Below are 20,296 nucleotides of genomic sequence, written 5' to 3'. Positions count from 1 at the left end.
GATTTTCCCAATATCTATACATACTATCTCCCTTAAGAGATAGTATGTATAGATATTTGTTAGATAAAGAAAGTAAAGGAAAAAATCCTTTGAAAATTTCTTCTTACATCTAAGTCCGGAATCGAGCCAAATCCTCGACTCCATAAAAGTGCAGCTACTACAGCATGGATAATCCTTATCTAATCCAGCTCGATTTCCACCTGGTTGCGCAGCAGGTCTTCATACGTGTCGCGCTGGCGGATGAGTTTGGCCTCGCCGTTGATGACCAGCACCTCGGCAGGGCGGTAACGGGAATTGTAGGTAGAGGCCATGCTATAACCGTAGGCACCAGCGCTGCGGATAGCGATCAGGTCCCCTTCCCGCACCTGGTGTAGTTCGCGGTCCACGGCAAAGTTGTCGATCTCGCAGATGTTGCCCACCACGGTATAAGTTTCGGTAGAGCCGGTTGGGTTAGAGGCATTCACGATTTCGTGATAAGCGTTGTAGAACATGGGGCGGATCAGGTGGTTAAAGCCGGAGTTGAGGCCTACGAACTCGGAGCCGCCGTTGCGCTTGCGCAGCACACAGGTTGTCAGCAGCGTGCCGGCGTTGCCTACCAGGTAGCGCCCCGGCTCAAACCAGAGCTGCAGCCGGCGGCCATACTTCTGGCAGAAGTCCGAGAACACCACGTCCAGCTGTTTACCAAGTTCAACCACGTCGATCACCGGGTTGCCGTCGCCCACATCCACCTTGATGCCTCCGCCGAAATCAATAAAGTCGAGGTTTTGGAACTGCAGGGCAATGTCGAAGACCGCTTTGGCGCCGTTGATGAAGATCTCCGGGCTCATGATCACGGAACTGGAGTGGATGTGGATGCCGTCGATGTGCAGGTTATACTTTTCTTCCAGCGCCTTCACGTCGCCTACCTGGTCGATGGAGATGCCGAACTTGGACTGCTTGTGCCACCAGTCTACCTTTTCGGAGTTGGCCTGCGCGGCAATGTGCGGGTTCAGGCGAATGCACACTGGCACGCTGCCGCCATACTTCTGGCCAAACCGCTCCAGGTTCGACAGGTTCTCGATGTTGATCTTCGCGCCCAGTGCCACGGCCTCCTCTATCTCCGAAAAGTCCACGGCATTAGGGGTGAAAACAATTTCCTGTGGCTTAAAGCCTACGTGCAGCCCCATGCGCAGTTCCGGCAAAGACACGGTGTCTAGTCCCAGCCCCTCCCGGAGCATCAGCTTGAGGATGTTGATGTTTGTCAGCGCTTTGCAGGCATACTTGATGTGCAGGTCCACGGTGCTGAAGCCTTCCCGAAACTTTCTGATCTGCCCGCGGATGTGCTCGGCATCGTATACATAAAGCGGGGTGCCGAACTGCTCCCGCAGCTGCTCTACGGGTATTCCCTGTATTTTATACTTGTTATCTATCAATTCCATGCCTGTTGTCGGGCTAATGTTGCAATGTCGTTTAAAATAATGTCCTCCGATTGGCGGAGCCGGATGGTGCGCTCCATCAGTTCCCGTACCCGGGCCAGCTGCTGCGGCTTTTCGTGGTAGAGCAGGTTGTTGCGCAGGTGCCACGAGAGCATGCCGTGCGCCCCCCACTGCAGGTATACGGGCAGCAGCGCCCATTCCTCTTCCTGCAGCGGCCGCTGCCGGGTATAGGCAGCCAGAAAGCTTTCCGCCAGGTCCATGTCCAGTTGGTTGTTCACAAAGCAGAAGCCGTTCATGCTCATGCCCACGTCCATGAGCAGGTGGTCGGTGCAGGCCTCTTCAAAATCGATGATGGCCAGCAGCTTGTCGCCGGCAAACAGCGTGTTGTTCGGAAATACATCGCCGTGGATAATACCCCTTGGCAATGGCCTTGCCAGGAGTGGCTCCAGGTAAGCGGTCTGCTCTTCAAAGTAGCGGAAAATATCCGGGTACTGGTTGGTGGCCTTACCGAATTCAGCGATCAGCTGCTGGCAGTTGCGAATGTGCACTGCATTGGTCTTCTGCAGTTCCGGCCCAGCCTGCAGCGTACTAAGCTTACCAACGGCCTCTCCAATTTCAGCCGCCGTAGCCGGATTTACTCCCGGTTCGTGCCCCTGCACAAAATCGTAGAGCATGACGTTCTCCTCTCCTACCTGGGTCACATAGGCCCCGTCCGGCCTTGGGATTGGGTAGGCTGTAGAAAAAGCAAGCTGCCGGAGCTGCTGCATGAGCACTACCTCGTACTCAAGTAAGGCAAGCGGTTGCTGCCGGCACAGGCGAAGCAGCACCGGCCCGGTAGCTGTCCATACTTTATAGTTGACGTTAGCGTAGCCCGAGGCCAGTTCAGTAAAGGACACTGCCTCTAGGCCATATGCCTGCAATACTTCCTGCACCTGCTTATAGTTCATAAGGGGCCTACTTCTCGTTTCGCTCATAGGGTCTGATCGTAAAAGTATAGGAATATTTCGCGGCTGGCAAGGTATACTGCGGGTGCGTGCGGGCGCCCCAGGTGTTGTCGCCACCCACGCCCATCTGCCGGTAATCGATGTGGAGCGTAACCAACTCTCCTGGTTTGATCTCGTTGCCGTGCTTGTTGGGCGCCTTACGGCCCGGATAAGCCAGCTGCTCGGTATCGAACTGGTGCGCGGTGATCTCTACCGTGGGTGCCCCTTCAATGCGCAGTCCGGTACCGCTTTGGTTATAAAGGTTTGCCCAGCGCACATCGGTTTTGTTGCCGTTTTCCTGCGGACGCACATACGGCACGTACTGGTCCCACACACTGCTTTCGTAAATACCGACCAGTGCCGCAGTCTTGCGGTCCCAGTAATTTTCGAACGGGCCACGACCGTACCACTGCAGGTTGTTCAGGTCGCCGGCCAGCTGCACCTTCATGCCGAAGCGCGGCAGATCAGGCAGCGAGTCGTTAGGGGCAAGATCCTGCTGCACCTTCACTTGACCATCGCCGTGGATGGTATAAGTGGTCGTGAGCGCTGCTTTTCCGCCTGCCACATCAGCTGCGGTACGGATCACATAAGCGCTTTTGCCTTTCTCTGCCGACACGCTTGTCACGCCGCGCTGCGTCCCTGCCGTTTTCCAAATGGCGGACCGGTCCTGCAGGCCGTTGCCCAAGTCGTTGTCCGTGGGGTGGCGCCAGAAGTTGGGCTGCAGCGGTGAGAGCAGCATTTCCTTGCCTTTATACTTGTAAGAGGTGATGGCGCCTGTTGCCTTGTCAAAGTATAAACTGAAGTCTTTGCCGCTTACTGTGAGTCCTGTTTTCGTTTCCTTTACCTTCAGCCGCTTGCCACCGGCACTTTTTTCCGCCACCGATAGCGCCTCTCCAACGGGTAGTTGTACCCAGGCCACCTCGTGGTTTTCAGGCAGCAAGAGCTCAGGTGCTTTGGTATAAAATCGCAGGTTAAGAAAATACTCCGCCCCCGGTTTCAAGTTATAGCCTGAAACCGGCAACGTGAGCGTCATTTCTTCCTGCGGAGCCACAGCAAAATCAGTCTGCTTTCCCGAAGCCACGGCACGTCCGTTTTCGAGCAACTCCCAGGTCAGGTAAAACTTATCGAGGTTGGAAAAGAAGTAGCGGTTGCGCAGGCGCACCTGGCCGGCAGCCACATCCACAGGCTCCACCTTGATGTGCTGGTATACTTTCTTTACTTCCCAGTAGTAAGGGTATGGCGTACGGTCGGCACGCACCAGGCCATTGGCACTAAAGCTGGAGTCGTTGGGGAAGTCGTTGAAGTCACCGCCGTAGCCCCATATCGCTTCGCCCTGCGTGTTTTTGGTCAGGATGGTCTGGTCGACCCAGTCCCAGATAAAGCCGCCCTGAAGCACGTCATACTTGTCGATCACATCCCAATAGTCCTGCAGGTTGCCCACGCTGTTGCCCATGGCATGCGCGTACTCGCACAGGATCAAAGGCTTGGTGGGCGACTTCTTGGCATACTCCTCGATAAAGTGCTTGTTCTTGTACATGGGCGCCACGATATCAGTATGGGCCTCGTACCAGGCAGGCTGGTACTGCACAGGCCGGGTATCGCGCTCCTTCAGCCACTTGTAAGACTTCACGAAATTACTTCCGTCGCCGGCCTCGTTGCCCAGCGACCAGATGATGATGGAAGGATGGTTCTTGTCCCGTTCGAACATGCGCTCGATCCGGTCAATGTAAGCCCTCTCCCAGGCGGGGTTGTCGCTCAAAAACGCATAGCTCTCGGGGTGGAACTGCATGCCGTGTGCCTCGATATTGGCTTCGTCTACCACGTACAGGCCATACCTGTCGCAGAGTTCATACCAGCGCTCGTCGTGGGGGTAGTGGCTCATACGCACAGCGTTGATGTTGGCCTGCTTCATCAGCGTGATGTCCAGCAACATTTGCTCTTCCGACATAGCCCTGCCTAACTTAGGGTCCCACTCGCAGCGATTCACGCCTTTGATGTCGATAGCCTTGCCGTTTACCAGCAGCTGCTTGCCTTTGATCTCCACTTTCCGGAAGCCGACGTTTGCAGGAATGACTTCCAGGACCTTGCCGCCCGGCGCCTTCACCGAAAGGAGCAGTTTGTAGAGCGTGGGCGTTTCGGCGGTCCATTTGGCCGGGTTCTGCAGCTTGGTATTGAAGGCTAACTTCGTGTCAAACGGTTTTTCCTGCTGCCATACTTTCTTGCCGGCAGCATCCAGCAGCTCGGCTGCTATGGTATACTTGTCCGATTTATACTTGGCCGAAGCGGCCTTTTTATACTTGGCCAGCTCCAGCGCTACGTTCAGGGTTGCGTCGCGGTAATTTTCGTCCAGATCGGTGGTTACGAAAAAATCCTGGATGTGCGCTTCCGGCACGGCATACAGGTATACGCTGCGCTCCAGGCCGCTGATCCGCCAGGTGTCCTGCCCTTCCAGGTAGGAGCCGTCGCTCCAGCGGTATACTTCCACGGCCAGGTCATTTTCCCCGGCCTTCAGGTAGGGGCTGATGTTGAACTCGACCGGCGTTTTGCTCACCTGCATGTAACCGACCTTCTGGCCGTTCACCCACAGGTACATGGCCGAGCGCACCGAACCCATGTGAATGATCACCTGCTTTTCCTTCAACCAATCGGCCGGCACACTGAACTTGCGCTTGTAAGAACCCACCGGGTTTTCTTTGGGCACAAAAGGCGGATCGGGTTTAAAAGGATATTCCTCGTCGAGGTAGATCGGGGTGCCGAAGCCCTGCAGTTCCCAGTTGCTCGGCACTTTGATCTCCTTCCAGGCGCTGGTGTTGAAGGTGGTCTGGTAAAAGTCCTTCGGCCGCGCTTCCGGGTAGGGCGCGTAATGGAATTTCCAGGTGCCGTCCAGCGAAAGAAAGTTCTCCGACTGCTCTTTTTTGCTTTCCAGTGCCAGCGCCCGCGTCTCGTAAGGGAAAAGCGTGGCGTGGGGCTTGAGGGTGTTGCGGGAGATGATCTGCTCGTTTTCCCAGTCCGGCTTTGCCGCGGTTTGCTGCTGCGCCTGCAAAGGGACAGTCAAAAGGCTGAGCAGGGCCAGGCAGCCAAGTATCGTCTTTTTCATGATCAGAATTACTCGTTCAACAACATTAACACATGGGCCGCCGACCAGCTAAAGTGCGCTGCATTCAACCGCTCGCCTGTTACCGGGTGGTAATTTTCGTGGAGAGGGGCATCGCTTAGCAAGCCGTTGCTGTTGCGCCATAGCTTTTGCTGCAACATCGCCGCCTCCTGGGTATAGCCATACTTGCGCAATCCCTGCAAACCAAAGTAGGCCTGGTCGAGCCAAACCGGGCCGCGCCAGTAGCCCTTGCGGGGGTTGAACTCCGGGTGGCTTGCGTCCAGGGTTGGGAACGGCACATGGGTGTTGAACAGCTTGGGATCCATGATCTTGGCCCGCACCGCCGCCGCCTGCTCTTTTGTGGCCACCTCAGCCCAAAGCGGTAGCCAGCCTTCCGGCCCCATCACTTTGATCTTGGACTTGTCCTCTAGCCTTACATCGTAAAAGTAACCGGTTTCGGCATCGTAAAACACTTCCCGGATTTGGGCCGCTAGTTTATCCGCCTCCTGCAAGTATGTTTTGGCTTGCTCGGCTTTCCCCACGGCCTGCAAGAGCTGCGCGATGTACTTTTTCTCGGCATACAGGTAGCTGTTCAAATCCACCGATTCCTGGTTCAGGGACCAGGCCGAAGCGTTGTTCTGCAGCATCACCGCCTTATCAAATCGCACGGCATTATCCATGCCGCTCTCCCAGGCCGCCGCAATGCGGGTGCCGTCGGTGGAACCATACTCGCAGAGCCCGTTTTGATCGTGGTCGCGGTTCGCATACCACCAGGCGTGGTACTTGAGCAGCTTGGGCAGCAACTCTTCCACAAAAGCTTTGTCGTTTGTTTTCTCGTAGATCTTGTAAATTGCCCAGCCCGAAAGCGGGGGTTTGGTGTCACGCCAATTGTGCTCATCGATCAGTGTATCGCGGTAAATGCAGTCGGCGATCATGCCAAACTTATCCTGGTAATCGTACATGGTGCGCATCTGGTCTTTGGCTAACTCGGGGTGGAACTGCACCAGGGCCACGGCATGTTTCCAGGAATCCCAGGCCCAAAAGCCATGAAAGCCGCGGTAGGCATAGGACGGAAACAAGCCCGCATGCTTCAACTCCCCGGCCGGCGTGCGCCAGTTGCTTGTCAGCGTGATCAGCGACTTGACAGCCAGCCTGCTGAGGGTATCGTTCTTCGCCTCTGGCAGCACCTCTTGCACGTAGCCGTTCCAGCGCTGGGTATTTTGAGAGAATACTTCCTCGGGGTTTTTGAAAGCGGTTGCTACGACCGGCTGCTCCTGCGCCAGTTCCGCTTCCGAGAAAACGGCGCTTTGCGCCAGCAACAACTGCACCGTAGCGCCTTTTTTCACCGGCTTGCCCGCGTGTGCTTCGAGTTCATACTTGTTTTCGGCTACCTGAACCTTGCCTGCTTCCGGCACCCACAAGCGCACAATGGTTTTCTCTTTCGTTTGCTCGAGGCGCACACCCTTATCCGTTGCATTGAAGTGGCTTTCGGGTAGCCAGGAAGTACCGCGCCAACTGGCCTGCAAGTCTGCGCCGCTCTTGTTGGTGAGCTGCACCTGCACGAGCGCCGAGCGCGAAGAAATAAAGATCAACTCCATTTTCAGGTCGAGCGCTTTGCCTGTATAAGTCTGCACCAGTTTCCCGGGCAGGTAGACTGCCTCGAACGCGGCCGAATCCAGCGCAAGCGGCTGACCGGTGGCGGCATCGGTCAAGTATAAATTGGCAAGCGAGGGCGAGGCCCACACCCCGTTCTGCTGGGTCATCAGGAAAGGACCGGTAAAGCCGCCGGTAAAACGGGTAGGCAGGCTGTAGGCGTGCCAGGCACCCAGGTCGGAGAAGGCCGAAAAGCCCGCCTTACCCGCCATTTTGGCTGTGGCAGGGTCTTCCTGCAAGGCCAGCACGTTGGGGTAAGCTTCCTGCAGGCTGGTTTCGCGGCTGCTGTGATCGTTGCTCACGGTGCAGGCAACAGGCAGGGCGGCTACCGTAAACAAGTATAATAAGCGTTTTAAAATCATGGTAAAGGAGTTACTGCCGGACATGCAGGTGCACTGCACTACCGGAATTGGCAGTGCCGTGCACCCTTAAATGCCTTGTTATTGAATTTTTGGGTTGTTGGCTTTTTCCGAAGATGGGATCGGCAGGAATTTATCCTCGGCCGCGTTGAAGTTCTGGTATCCTCTGGAGGCGCTGCTGCGAATGGCCGCCGTCATGGCCTCATCGCCCCAGCGGCGCAGGTCGTAAAACCGTTGCCCTTCCAATGCGAACTCCACCGCCCGCTCGTGCATGATCTGTGCCCGCAACTGAACCTGCGACGTGGCTGTGGTGGCCGGCATGTCGGCACGTGCCCGCACCTGGTCAACGTAAACTTTAGCTTCACCCGGCTTGCCCTGCTCGTTCAGCGCTTCGGCATACATGAGCAGCACGTCCGCATAACGCATCAGCACGTTGTTGATGTTGGACCGATACTTGCGCGGCGCATCCCAGGGAGCGATACTTCGGAACAGGTACTTTTTCCAGGCGATCTTTGTGCTGCCCTCGCCAAATACGTCGCCGTAGGTTTTGCCATAGATCGAAACGTCCGGTTCGTCGAAGAACAAAGTGCCGTAGAGGCGGGCGTCATACTTGCCTTTGGTTGAGATTTTGCCTTCTTTCTTCATCTCGTTCAACAGCGACTGCGTGGGCAGCATGGCCTCCCAGCCGCCCATTTCGGTGGCAGCTATGTTGTATATGCCCGCATACTCCACGGCGCTTCCTGCCACTTGCTTGTCAGTAAAAGCGATCTCGAAGATCGATTCGTTGCTGAGCTCGTTGGAGCCGTCAAAGAGGGAGGCAAAATCAGGTGCCAGCCCGTATACACCCAGGTCCATCACCGCCTTCAGGGTCTGCTCGGCCTGCGCCCACTTTTGCTGGTGCAGGTAGGCTTTTCCCAGGAAGCTAAGCGCGGCTCCTTTGGTAGCACGCCCCTTGTTGTTGGCATCCCAGGTGGCGGGCAGGTCTGCGGCTGCCTCGGTAAAGTCTTTTTCGATAGCAGCCCAAACGGCCTCCCGCTCCGACAGAGGTTGTAACAGTTCGTCAGCGCTTTCCGGCAAAAAGTCGAACACCACAATCTTTTCCCAGTTCATTAAAAGGCGCATGTGGTAGAGAGCCCGCAGGAACTTGGCCTGCCCCACGATGTTGGTTTTCTGATCGGTGCTGATCTGCTGCTCGGTCATCTTACCCACGTGGTGGATTACCAGGTTGGCCGCCGAGATGCCCTGGTACTGGCGGTTCCAGTAATCTTCGAGGCGCCCGTTGTTGTCGGTTACGCTGTACATGTCAAAGGCTTCCTGGTCGGGGTAGTTGGCGATCACGTCGCTGCCGGCCTGCACAAAGTCGGAACGGAAGTTTTCTACCACAAAAGCTACTTCGGTATGGCTCCAGAAGCCCAGGTTCAGGCGCTCGTAGGCCACCACCAGGCTGTTTTCGGCATCTTCGGGGTTTGTCCAGAACTTCTCGGAGCTGAGCTTGTCTTTCGGGAACTCGTCCAGCAAATCGTCACTGCAACCCATGGTCATGCAGGAAAGCGAGGCGATCATCAGGTATCGGTATAAATAATTTTTCATGAGCTTAGAAATTTACTTGAAGTCCGAGTAACATGGTTTTTACATTAGGATAGGAGCTGAAGTCGGTGCCGGCATTCAGCGTACCGCCCACCTCCGGGTCAATGCCGGAGTAGCCTGTCCAGGTGAACAGGTTCTGGCCACTCACATACACGCGCAGTCGCTCTATACTTGCTCTTTGGGTAAGCGAGGCAGGCAAGGTATAGCCGAGCTGGATGTTGCGCAGGCGCAGGTAGTTTCCGTCCTCGATAAAGCGGGTAGAGTTGCGGCGGGCATTCTGGTTCGGGTCACCAAATACGGCCCGGGGTACGTCGGTGTCGCGGTTTTCCGGCGTCCAGGCGTCCAGCGCAGAGGTCATGTAATTCTCGTAATTGTCCATGGCTTCGAAATTCTGGCGCACGGCGTTGTAGATCTTGAACCCGGTGGCGCCGTACAGCTGCAAGGAGAAGTCAAAGGCTTTGTAGCTGGCCGAAAGGTTTGCCCCAACGTTGAATTTAGGAAAACCCGAGCCGGCAAACACCAGGTCCTCGGAGTTGATCTGTCCGTCGCCGTTCACGTCGCGGAAACGGATGTCGCCGGGTTGCGCGTTGGGCTGCACCAGTACCGTGTTACCTTCGGCATCGGTACCGGTATGCTGCTGTACCTCCTCCTCTGTCTGGAAAATACCGTCGGCCTGGTATACAAAGAACGAGCCGATCGGGTAATCCAGGCGCGAGCGGTTAGCCGGCTCTCCGTCAATAGTGGTGTCGTCACCCAGGAACTCGTCGCGGGTAGTGTTCGCTACTTTGGTGATCTTGTTGGAGTTCTGCGCCAGGGTCAGGCCGGCCGTGTACTGAAAAGCACCGGTGGCTTTGCGGTACTGGGCCTCTACTTCAATTCCTTTGTTCTCCACGTCGCCGAAGTTCACGTTCAGGTTGTTAAAGCCGGCCGAGCCGGGCAGTACCAGCGGAATGATCATGTCGCGGGTGTTGCGCGTGTAGTAGTTCACGGAGCCCGAAATGCGGTTTTCCAATAAGCCAAAATCCAGGCCCAGGTTCACGGTTTCAGCCGTTTCCCACTTCAGGTTTGGGTTGGGGATGTTGGTGAGCGTGGTGCCGATACGCTGGCTCTCGGCAGCGCCAAAAGGATAGCGGTAGCCGGTCACGGTGTTAACCTGGTAGTCGTAAGCTCCCAGGGTAGCTTCGCTGCCCAGCTGCCCCCAGCTGCCGCGCAGTTTCAGGGAGTTAATGAAATCCACCTGGAAAAATTCTTCTTCGCTCACCTTCCAGCCAAAGCCGAAGGACGGGAAAATACCCCAACGGTTATTCACCCCAAACTTGGAGGAGCCGTCGCGGCGTACCGTGGCCTGGAAAAGGTATCTGTCAAGCAAGGAATAGTTGATGCGTCCGTACTGCGAAAGCCTCGAAATGGCCGTACCGGATCCTTCGTTGGTGGTCACGCCGCCCTGCCCGGCACTTAGCGTACCGAAATTAGGGTCCAGGAAACCGGTGGGCACTTCCGTCCCGTCGGCAAGCACCTGTTTGCCCTCCACCGAGGTGGCAATGAAGTTGTCTTCGATCCGCTGACGGGAGCCTCCCAAGAGTACCTCAATATTGTGGTTGCCGAACTGCTTGTTGTAATTGGCGAAAAGCTCCAGGTTCGTTTGCTGGTACTCGCCCCTGAACTCGTATACTTCGTGGAAGCGCACCTCTGTTTTGTTGCCCACCTGGTAGGGTTTGGTGTGGCGGTAGTTGAAAGTATTGGCATTCTCTACGCCGGCTCTGCCTGTTACTTTCAGGTTTTTAAACAGGTCGAAGGTGGCTGATAGATTGGTGGTCAGGTTTTCCTCGGCTGCGGTGTTCTTGTTGTAAAAGTCTACTCCCAGCGGGTTCTCGTGATCAGGCAGGTCGTTGAACAGATTGTCGTCGATGTAGCCAAAGCCATACTTCTTATCGGGGTCGCGCACTGGTATGATGGCCGGCATGGAATACGCCTCGTAAATACTACCCCCGAAAATATGGTCGTCGTTCTCGACATAGTATACATTGGCATCTACCGAGAGCCTGCCCTGTTTGGCCCCCACTTTGGCGCGAAACTGTTTTTTCTCGCGGTCTTCGCCCTGCAGAATGCCTTCGCGCAGGTTGTAGCTGCCCGACAACATGTAGTTCACGTTCTCGGTGCCGCCGCCCAGCGTCAGGTTGTAGTTCTGAAAAGTGCCATTGTCGAACAGCTCGCTCACCCAATCGGTGTTGGCGGTCCAGTTGCCACTGAGAAAATCAGGCGCTGCCATGCCTGCGTTTAGAGCTGCCATACGCGCTACGCGGCCATAGCCTTCCCTGTCCACCAGCTCCAGCTTGTTCTGTAGCTTGTCCACGCCATAATAGCTGCTGAACTCCACCTTCATCTTACCCGACTTGCCGGACTTGGTGGTGACAATTACCACGCCGTTGGCTGCCAGCGAGCCGTAGATTGCCGCTGCGGCACCGTCTTTCAACACTTCTATACTTTCGATGTCATCGGGGTTGAGCAGGTCAAAATTACCCTGAATGCCGTCGATGATCACCAGCGGGTTGTTGCCGCTCAGCGAGCGCACGCCCCGGATGTTGATGTCAGTGCCGGCACGCGGGTTGCCCGTACCACGGCGGATGGTTACGCCGGCTACTCTTCCCTGCAAAGCGTCGGCTGGGGTGTTGGTTGCAATCTTTTTCACTTCTTCACCTTTCACCGAGGCCACGGCGCCGGTCAAATCGCTTTTCTCCTGCGTGCCGTAGCCGACCACCACCACTTCATCCAGGGCTTTGGCGTCATCAGCTAACGTTACCTGAATGCTGGTCCTGTTGTTAATGGCTATTTCCTGTGTTTCATATCCTATGAAGGAGAACACCAGCGTACCATTGCCATTCGGCACCTTGATGGTATAGTTTCCCTCATTATCGGTGGGAGATGCAGTGGTGGTACCTTTCAGGAGCACGGTAACGCCGGGCAGGCCGGTGCCGCTTGCATCCGTTACGCGTCCCGTAACGGTTACCTGCGTTTGCACAGCGTTGCCGGTGGCTGGTAAAGGCTTTGCCTGTTTTGCCGGGAAACGGATGTGAATGTTGTTGTTAATGAGCTTGAACTCCAGGCCTGTCTGGGCTGCAACGCGCTCCAGCACATTTTCCAGCGGCTCTTTACTTGCTTTTACAGAAAGCACGTTTTTGCTGTCCAGCTCTTTCTCGTCGTAGGTGAAACGGAAGGGAGTTTGTGCTTCCACACGTTTTATAAACTCCAGTAGGGGGACCTGATGCAATACCAGGGTGATCTTTGCTTGTTGTGTGCCGGGCTGCAAAGGCGTATTGCCGTTGGCGAAAGAGGAGGAGAAACCCAACATCCATAACGCCCATACTATAGACAAAGTCCTGCCTGCCCTACCTTTCAATAGGTAATAAAAATTCTTTCCCATAAATTAGTGGTGTTTTTTTGATTAGCTCAGATTAAACAACAGCCTCCCTGCAACAGAACATGCGCCAACATATTCTTGGGGAGGCACCTGACAGCCGGTCCTTCCAGGTCCGGCTGTTCTTATCTTATCTCCTCCTTCATAAAGTATCGGGTTGGTTAAACATTATTTTCACGTTTTTATCAGTCCGTTTGTAAGTAAAGCCTTTCACATAGCCTATCCCTTCCAGTACTTTTTCGAGCGATTCGTTATGGTATTCCCCGGTGTAGTTCCAGGGCCTGGTACCGGCGCTGCTCGTATCTACATCTATCGCTACCCCGTACCAGTTTTCCAGTGCTCTTATTACCTGTTCTCTATCGGCCCCGTCAAAATGAAGCACGCCCCGCGTCCATCCCAGCACCTTTTCTCTGTCGAAAGGGGACACCGTATACTGCTGCGATGCTTTGTCATAGAACAGCTGCTGGCCGGGCGTCAGGCGGGACAGTTGCCGCTGCTGGCCCTGGTTCTCTTTCTCAACCTTCACTACACCCGTGGCTAAGGCTACGGTGATGGTGCTGTCGTACAAACGGTAATCGATGTTAAACGAGGTGCCCAGGGCCTGCGTGGAAATACTGCCGGTATGCACGATGAACGGGCGCTGCTTGTCTTTGGCCACTTCAAAAAATGCCTCGCCCTGCAGCGTTATTTCGCGTGTCTGCGCGGCAAAACTCTCCAGAAAGGACACCTTGCTGCCCGCATTAAGCTTTATCTTTGAGCCGTCCGGAAGGAGAATGGTCTTTTTGACACCCGGGGCAGCCTCGATCGTCTTATAGGCCAACACGGCAGTTTCAGCGCGTGATGTGAACTGTATGAGCACGCCAATCAGGAGAAGCGGCAGCAATACTGCCGCGGCCACCTTCGCCCAGAGCAATGGCGAGGGCTTTCTTCTGAAAGGGATGACTTTGCCGCTAGCTTCCGGCTCCTGGTGTTGTGTTTCTTCTATCCTGGCCCTGATCCTGCGGAAGACCTGGTCCGCATCATGCTCCGACTTCTCAGCCTCCTTGCGGGTTGCCTCCTGCCAAAGGACATACAGGTCACTTTCCCGCTTATGGTCTACTTTATTTTTTTTAAACCACTCGAGCACCGCCTGCACTTCCTCTTCCGAGCATTCACCTTTATAAAACCGATCGAGCAGTCTGCTGTCCATTGTGTTATGTTTGTTCCTAAATAGATTACACTTGAAAGTGGATTTCCACCACCTCCCCTCTAAAAAAAATAATTAAGCACTCACTTTTGCAGTTCAGCATTTACTTTCTACATTTAGAAAACGCTATTCCAGCTTGCGTTATCGTAGAAGACTGCTTTAGTTGAAGCTCCATCACCCTAGCAATAAACCTTTATCATGAAGCCAGATGGCCTAAACAGTTTGGCTAGCACCATCGAAGCCCTCCGTACCGGAGACCTGACTGCGTTTGAGCACCTGTACCAGGTGTTTGAGCCCAGGCTGTATGCTTTCGCCCTGCACCTGATCAGACAGCGGGAGGATGCAGAAGAGGTCGTGCAGGAGGTGTTTCTAAAGGTGTGGGAACGACGGCATCAGTTGGATCCGGCGCAAAACTTTGACGGCTATCTTTTTAGTATCGCCAAGAACCTGATCTATAACAAAGCGCGGAGCAAGGCGAATGAATTTGCTTTCACGCAATACATCATGGTCAACGGCCAGCACGAAGGATGTTTCACGGAAGAAGCTGTCGCATACAAGGATTTGTCTCAGTTACTGGACGACACCTGTGCCGCCCTCCCGCCGGTTAGAAGGCAGGTGTTTATCATGAGTCGTGTGGAAGGGAAGAGCAACAGTGAAATTGCCCAACAACTGAACACAACGAGCAGCAACATTGAAAACCACCTCTACAAGGCACTAAAGGTAATAAGAAAAATATTTACAAGGTACGAAGCCATCTGAACGGGATCTACCTTTACTTCTATAGAGAGGGAACTGCAGCAGCTGACGTAAGGAGAAATCCATGAAAGGCTCAACTTTACGCCACAGGCATCTTTGCAGCTCCCGTAGAAGCTACCCGTTATACCTACCTTGTCTGCACAATTTTCTCAGGTCTTTCATTAAAGAGTTTTAAATTCGTAATGATGGGTGCACACATAGAAAAGCCGCTTCAAATTTACCTGAAGCGGCTTTTCTATTTTACAGACTAACTATCTTCGTTAAATTTAAACTACCTGCAGTTGCTGTATATAGGAGCCTCCGACGGGCACTTCGTTTCCTTGAACAACTATCTGGTGGCGCTCAATTTTAGAGATCCTGTTTTTGGCTACAATGTAAGAGCGGTGCACGCGGATGAACTGATCCGCTGGTAACATGTCGGTGGCTTCGCTGATCGTCATGCGGGTAAGCAACTTTTTGTCTTCCAGCACAAACGTGACGTAATTACCTGCGGCCTCCAAGTATAAAATCTCCTCAAAGTGTACTTTCACCTGCTCATACCCCGTCTTGAGAAAAAGGTAATCTCTGGCTGGCGCTGAGGCGCCTCTTAATTGCAGTAGTTCGTGGGCTTTATTGCAGGCTTTGATAAACCGCGGCAGCGAGAAAGGCTTCAGCAGATAGTCTATGGCATCCAGCTCAAAGCTGGTGACGGCATGCTCGGAGTAGGCGGTGGTGAAGATAACCAGCGGCTTTTTCTGAAGGCTGGTCACAAACTCCAAACCCGAAATATCAGGCATTTTAATGTCCAGAAAAAGCAGCTCTACAGGTTCATGCTGCAGGTACTCCATTGCTTTGAAGGCATCCGTAAAGCAGGCAACCAGCTCCAGAAAAGGCACCTTGCCAGCATGCGATCGCACCACTTCCAGCGCCATGGGTTCATCGTCTATAGCAATTGCTCTCATACCTGCGTTTATACCTACTCCTGAAATATACTTAAATCCTGCTTATAGTTCGAGCGTCAGGTGCACAAAGTACTCCTCCGGCGTTTGGCGGATGATCAAATCATACTTTGCCGGGTATAACAGCTCCAGGCGCTGCTTCACGTTCTTCAACCCCACTCCCGATTTGTCTTTCTCCGGATCGTTCTCTGATTTTTTGTGTGTACTATTGTATACGTCGAAGTATAGCTTGTTCTGCTCGCAGTGCAGGCTGATGCGTATCCACGACTTGTGCTGCAGACTTATACCATGTTTGAATGCATTTTCCACGAAAGGGATCAGCAGCATGGGCGCAATATACTTTTGGTCCAGCACCTCTTCGATATTGGTTTCGATCAGTATATCAGGCGAGGCAGACGTGCGCAGCAATTGCAGGTCAATGTAGTTGCGCATGTACTCGATCTCGCGCGCCAGCAGCGTTCGTTGTTGGTGGTTTTCGTGCAGCATAAAGCGCATCATGTCGCCCAGCATCTGGATACCTTGTGCCGTGCGTTCGCTGTTCTCCTGCAGGGCCGTGCCATAAAGCGTGTTAAGGGCATTAAATAAAAAGTGCGGATTGATCTGCGACCTCAGAAAGTCGAGGTTGGCGGCAGAATGCCCTAGCTCCTTTTTCAGTACAAACACCTCTTCTTTTCCCTTGAGCTGGCGCTGATACAAGACCCAGGTGGCAGGCCCTGTAATAACCAGCTGAAACAGGGCATTAAAAAAGCTGATCCCAAAAGCAGCGTCTTCGTTGTGTACCATAGGCAGTAACAGGAAAGCTGCAGGCAAATAAGAAAGTACAAGGATTAACAGTACCCGTAACTCATAGGCCAGTAAAGGACGTTTGGCTGCAAGTACTTTAGGGATAAGGGCGTAAAAAGAGTAGAAGTATAACAGGATAGCACTAAGCGATACAATCGTCCAGATGGCTGTTATTTCCTCCCCTACATTAAATACAACAAGTATAAACACGCTCACCAGCCACACCATAAAAGTGGTGATCACTTCTTGCGTCAGCATTTTATACTTCGACTGTATGGCAGCAGAATTGGATAGCAGGTAGAGTCCGAAATATTTGATGAACGTGTAAAAGCCAAACACAAGCAACAACCGCAAGGTGTTCTGCAAACTGCTCTGGAAGATATAATTCCAGAAGTCCTGCACGGAATCATACCTTGCCATCAGATACCCCCTAAAGTAAGTGTCTGCAATGCCGGTGACGATTCCAACAGCAACAAATGCAAGCAATACAAGCATGGCATTTCCCCAGATGGCTTCCTTACGCATCAACCGGGGCACCACCTTAAAGTTAAGCAGCAGGAAAGCCAGGTAAATAATGGTGAAGCGCACCAACTGGGGCCAGAAAAAATGCTCGTAGTAGTGGTAAACCAGGTTCACTTCCTTAAAAGGATACTCGTTCGGGCTATAGTCTATCGAAAGCGAAAATAGCGCAAACACGTAAATCGTAGTGGCGGCCCAGAACTCTACCTTATTCCGTTGGATAGGTTCAGCCATCATGTTTTTTATTGCTACATCATTCATAAGTCAATAATAGCAGTTGACTTTGTTGAAATGGAATAAAAGTGATGAAAGCCCTGAAGTTTGTGACGAATCAAGCATGTTGCTCGATCGTTCAATCTGAAAGTATAAAAGCCCTGTAAGACATACTTAAAGAACTATATGGTTTTTAAGCTGCAGCAGCTCTACAATTAATAGTACAGCAACGCACATTATACTTTGCTTCCTTAGCATTCTATAACAAACACCATCACTGGGCACTGCCTCAGAATGCGCTGAGAAGCCAAGAAGAGAAGTCAGGAATTAGCCGAACTTTTCCGCGAAAGATTATTATAAAATTAAAGGTGAACCTGAGTAGCATTTTTCAAGATTATCTCACCCTAATCACTTTTTAGATTACAAGCAAAGTAACAAAAACCCACCTATACTTCCCGTCTATATAATGTTAGCAAGATTTAATCTTTTCCTAAAATTCAAACAAAATCAACCGCTTAAATCACAGCAAGGCATATCATTATTTTCAAAGCCTTTCTGCAATGGATTTGGCTGAAAGCACCGCCCCTTCCATATAACCGGCAAAGGCAGTAGCCGTTTCGGTCCCGGCAAAGAAGAGCTTTCCGTTCATATAGCTTTGCTGCAAAAACGGATGCCCGTTGTTTTGATGCGGTCTCTGGATAACCTGGGTCCCTGCCAGTATAAACTCATCCGTCCATACTTTATCAAAATAAGCCGTAGGCGCCAACGCTTTCTCTCCCAGTAATTCACCTAGTTGCCGTAACACAAACTCTTTTCGCACCTCCTGGGAATAGGATGCTGCGCCGCCACTTAGAAAACCTGTAAAGCCGAATTTGTCTTCTTCATAATTGGTGTGGTCATACATCTCTGCAATAAGGCCGGCGTGGCTGTACAACATACCCGAATAGCCTTCCTTTCTCCAGAACGGCTCCCCATATTCTAAGGTGAACTTAACAGCACCTGCCATCCATGTTTGCACCGTTGGCAGAATTTCGAGCACAGGTTCTGGTAGCGCTGGAGAAAACGTAATGTTTGCAGCCGCTAGTTGGGGTGGCAAGCAGAGCACTACTTTACCGGCCCTGATCTCTTCCCCGGTTGCGGTTTCTACAAGCACACTATCTTCAGCATCTCTGATGGCTGTTACCCTTGTATTGAACCGGATGCTTGGCGCAGCTAATTTCTTAGCTAAGGTATCAGGCAAGGTCTGGGTGCCTCCGGCAAGCCTGTAAGAGGGAGCTTCTGCTTCCGGTACAAAGAACTTTTGCGGGGGCTCGAATGATTTTGTTTGAAATAAGGATATCCCTTTTGAAAACTGCGGATACGTCGTCAGCCCTAACTCCTTCACCAGGGAAAGCAAATTCGGGTGCATATCAGAAAACCAGGTGGCTCCTAATTCCAGGGGAGTATCTAGTGCCCCTGTAACTGTTTGTATTCTGCCTCCTAACCTTGGAGAAGCTTCTAAAACGATGGATTCTATATTCTTCTGTGCTAACAAATAAGCTAACGTAAGCCCGCTTAACCCGCCTCCTACAATGATGATGTCGCTCGATTTCATTGTGTAAAATTGTAAAAATAAATAAACATTGGCATCTATAGTTTAGGGGTGTACCTGAAAACATATAACCTTAAAATGGCCAACTGCATCGGCACCGTTTTTACCAGATCCGCTGGAACAGGCAGGAAGAAGGCTGTGCTTTAGTACGCTTCCATGCGTTTAGGCATTTTCAAACGCCCATCCTAAAAGCGTCTTTCTTAGTAAACAGCCACGCTGGAAATAAGCGGACACGCTTTGGATGCCGTAATGTTGATTCTTATCTGGTCTGTTGCCACCGGTTGGTCCAGTTTGATGATGCGTTTATACCCGATCGTGGACTCCTGGGCTAGTGGCTTCCAGTTGTTGCCCTGCCGGGCCTCTACCGTAAACGATTTCACCCGCTGCCCCAGCTTGATGTATTCCTGCAGCGCAATATACTTTACAGGCTGATTCTTGCCCATGTCTATAACCAGGCTGCCCGTTGTCACACCATCATCTGTAGCCCAGTAGGTTTCCTTGTCGTCGTCTGTCACGTTGGCACCTGCATATGTTTTTACATGCCCCCGGTAAGTACTGGCACTCACTTTTGCATGAGCCGCCAAATTGGTTTTAAATGCTTCATCCAGCAGCTGCCGCCACCCTTTCAGGGCTGCTACATCCTTTTCGTGTATGAGGCCACGCCTGTCGGGTGGTACGTTGAGCAGCAGCGTGGAACCACGCCCCACAGAAGTAAGATAAATCTGAAAAAGCTGCTCCGGTGTTTTCACCAGCGAATCCTCCTGCGGATGATAAAACCAGCCTGGCCGGATAGAAACATCCACTTCGGCCGGAATCCATTTATCACCGTCAGCACTGCCCGTGCTCAGCAACTGCTCAATGCCCGCTTTACCGGCATAAAGGGTGTCGTTGTTGATTGTACTCCAGTTTATACTGCCGGCCAGCCCCTTTTCGTTGCCAACCCAGCGAATATCGGGACCGGCATCGCTGAAAAAAAGTACCTGGGGCTGCGGCTGGAACTGGTTCACTAGTTTTAGAGTGGTAGGCCAGTCATAATACGAGGAGCCGTCGATTTTGCGGCTTTCTTTTGCCCCGCCATAATACCCATCGCCCCCATTAGCCCCGTCGAACCACATTTCGAAGGCGGGCCCGTAAGTAGAGAAAATCTCCTTTAGCTGATTGCGGTAGTAAGCGATGTAAGCAGGTGTGCCGTAGTCGGCCCTGTTCCTATCCCAGGGCGAGAGGTATACCCCGAACTTTAGGCCATGCAGCTTACAGGCCTCCGATACTTCCTTTACAATATCACCCTTGCCATTTTTGTAAGGACTGTTTGCTATTGTATGCGCCGTATACTTACTGGGCCATAAGCAGAAGCCATCGTGGTGCTTACAGGTAAGTATAAGCCCTTTAAAACCGGCATCTTTGAGGGTGGTTACCCATTGTTCGGCGTTTAGCTGGGTTGGGTTAAAAACAGCGGGGCTTTCATCGCCATAGCCCCACTCTTTATTTGTAAAGGTGTTGGTCGTAAAATGAATGAAGGCATTGGTTTCCATCTCGTGCCAGGCCAGTTGCGCTGCCGTGGGCACCGGCAATACGGGTGCGGGTGCAGAAACAGCAGCCGAAGAGCTTATACGCTTATCTCCGGAACAGGAAAAATGGCTGGCGGCAAAAGCCACCACAATGAGTAGCAGGCAGTGTTTCTTCATCATCAGGCACCTGAATTGTATCTTCGCTTTAGTGATTTATTACTCCTTGAAAACCGTTCTTAAAAGGAGGACCGCTGAGGTTTATAAGACAGGGGACAGCGGCCTACTTCTCCTTCACT

12 protein-coding genes are annotated in these 20,296 nt (G+C 52.7%); 1 reads left to right on the top strand and 11 read right to left on the bottom strand.

The genetic code is table 11. The annotated features are described in order from the left end of the window. Window positions 1–179: 179 nt before the first annotated feature. The 7 genes from lysA to LWL52_RS04205 all read right to left on the bottom strand — a co-directional run bounded on the left by lysA (window position 180) and on the right by LWL52_RS04205 (window position 13,695). The gene (gene lysA / locus LWL52_RS04235) at window positions 180–1,418 is read right to left on the bottom strand and encodes a diaminopimelate decarboxylase (RefSeq protein WP_242917238.1); all 1,239 of its coding nucleotides are present in this window, start codon (window positions 1,416–1,418) and stop codon (window positions 180–182) included. Further along, window positions 1,409–2,362 carry a homoserine kinase gene (locus LWL52_RS04230; RefSeq protein ID WP_242917236.1) on the bottom strand — a complete coding sequence of 318 codons (954 nt, stop codon included), beginning with the start codon at window positions 2,360–2,362 and terminating at the stop codon, window positions 1,409–1,411. The genes lysA and LWL52_RS04230 overlap by 10 nt, the downstream gene beginning before the upstream one ends. A gap of 7 nt (window positions 2,363–2,369) precedes the next feature. Beyond that, entirely contained in the window at window positions 2,370–5,495 is a 3,126-nt protein-coding gene (lacZ, locus tag LWL52_RS04225) for a beta-galactosidase, LacZ type (protein ID WP_242917234.1), read from the bottom strand. Between the two features lie 8 nt (window positions 5,496–5,503). After that, on the bottom strand, window positions 5,504–7,507 hold the full coding sequence (locus tag LWL52_RS04220; protein WP_242917232.1) for an MGH1-like glycoside hydrolase domain-containing protein: 2,004 nt from the start codon (window positions 7,505–7,507) through the stop codon (window positions 5,504–5,506). Between the two features lie 78 nt (window positions 7,508–7,585). Then, complete coding sequence (locus LWL52_RS04215; protein WP_242917230.1) at window positions 7,586–9,094, bottom strand: RagB/SusD family nutrient uptake outer membrane protein; 1,509 nt, start codon at window positions 9,092–9,094, stop codon at window positions 7,586–7,588. Between the two features lie 4 nt (window positions 9,095–9,098). Then, window positions 9,099–12,323: a TonB-dependent receptor gene (locus tag LWL52_RS04210; protein WP_242917228.1), complete on the bottom strand. Its 3,225-nt coding sequence runs from the start codon at window positions 12,321–12,323 to the stop codon at window positions 9,099–9,101. 325 nt (window positions 12,324–12,648) lie between these two features. Beyond that, a complete protein-coding gene (locus LWL52_RS04205; protein WP_242917226.1) occupies window positions 12,649–13,695 on the bottom strand; it encodes a FecR family protein in 1,047 nt (348 codons plus the stop codon). A 195-nt stretch (window positions 13,696–13,890) separates the two neighbouring features. Here LWL52_RS04205 and LWL52_RS04200 point away from each other — a divergent pair, with 195 nt between their 5' ends. Continuing rightward, window positions 13,891–14,451 (top strand): RNA polymerase sigma-70 factor, encoded by a 561-nt coding sequence (locus LWL52_RS04200; protein WP_242917225.1) that lies wholly within the window; start codon window positions 13,891–13,893, stop codon window positions 14,449–14,451. Between the two features lie 263 nt (window positions 14,452–14,714). Here the strand turns inward: LWL52_RS04200 and LWL52_RS04195 are convergent, their stop codons facing one another. From LWL52_RS04195 to LWL52_RS04180, 4 genes are all read right to left on the bottom strand, one after another. After that, complete coding sequence (locus LWL52_RS04195) at window positions 14,715–15,389, bottom strand: LytR/AlgR family response regulator transcription factor (protein ID WP_242917224.1); 675 nt, start codon at window positions 15,387–15,389, stop codon at window positions 14,715–14,717. Between the two features lie 42 nt (window positions 15,390–15,431). Then, window positions 15,432–16,925, bottom strand: a complete 1,494-nt coding sequence (locus LWL52_RS04190) for a sensor histidine kinase (RefSeq protein ID WP_242917223.1) — start codon at window positions 16,923–16,925, stop codon at window positions 15,432–15,434. Window positions 16,926–17,445: 520 nt separating this feature from the next. After that, window positions 17,446–18,495, bottom strand: coding sequence for a flavin monoamine oxidase family protein (locus LWL52_RS04185; RefSeq protein ID WP_242917222.1), 1,050 nt, complete (start codon window positions 18,493–18,495; stop codon window positions 17,446–17,448). A 197-nt stretch (window positions 18,496–18,692) separates the two neighbouring features. After that, window positions 18,693–20,180: an alpha-L-fucosidase gene (locus LWL52_RS04180; protein ID WP_242917221.1), complete on the bottom strand. Its 1,488-nt coding sequence runs from the start codon at window positions 20,178–20,180 to the stop codon at window positions 18,693–18,695. Window positions 20,181–20,296 lie beyond the last annotated feature (116 nt).

Source organism: Pontibacter liquoris, assembly GCF_022758235.1.
GTDB lineage: Bacteria > Bacteroidota > Bacteroidia > Cytophagales > Hymenobacteraceae > Pontibacter > Pontibacter liquoris.
The sequence above is the reverse complement of the archived record's forward strand: the minus strand, read 5'-3'. Positions and strand labels throughout refer to the sequence as shown.

Coding starts and splice junctions, on each gene's coding strand:
- LWL52_RS04200 (WP_242917225.1), top strand. CDS start 13,891: ATGAAGCCAGATGGCCTAAACAGTTTGGCTAGCACCATCGAAGCCCTC.
- LWL52_RS04220 (WP_242917232.1), bottom strand. CDS start 7,507: ATGATTTTAAAACGCTTATTATACTTGTTTACGGTAGCCGCCCTGCCT.
- lacZ (WP_242917234.1), bottom strand. CDS start 5,495: ATGAAAAAGACGATACTTGGCTGCCTGGCCCTGCTCAGCCTTTTGACT.
- LWL52_RS04180 (WP_242917221.1), bottom strand. CDS start 20,180: ATGATGAAGAAACACTGCCTGCTACTCATTGTGGTGGCTTTTGCCGCC.
- lysA (WP_242917238.1), bottom strand. CDS start 1,418: ATGGAATTGATAGATAACAAGTATAAAATACAGGGAATACCCGTAGAG.
- LWL52_RS04185 (WP_242917222.1), bottom strand. CDS start 18,495: ATGAAATCGAGCGACATCATCATTGTAGGAGGCGGGTTAAGCGGGCTT.
- LWL52_RS04215 (WP_242917230.1), bottom strand. CDS start 9,094: ATGAAAAATTATTTATACCGATACCTGATGATCGCCTCGCTTTCCTGC.
- LWL52_RS04195 (WP_242917224.1), bottom strand. CDS start 15,389: ATGAGAGCAATTGCTATAGACGATGAACCCATGGCGCTGGAAGTGGTG.
- LWL52_RS04230 (WP_242917236.1), bottom strand. CDS start 2,362: ATGAACTATAAGCAGGTGCAGGAAGTATTGCAGGCATATGGCCTAGAG.
- LWL52_RS04205 (WP_242917226.1), bottom strand. CDS start 13,695: ATGGACAGCAGACTGCTCGATCGGTTTTATAAAGGTGAATGCTCGGAA.
- LWL52_RS04190 (WP_242917223.1), bottom strand. CDS start 16,925: ATGATGGCTGAACCTATCCAACGGAATAAGGTAGAGTTCTGGGCCGCC.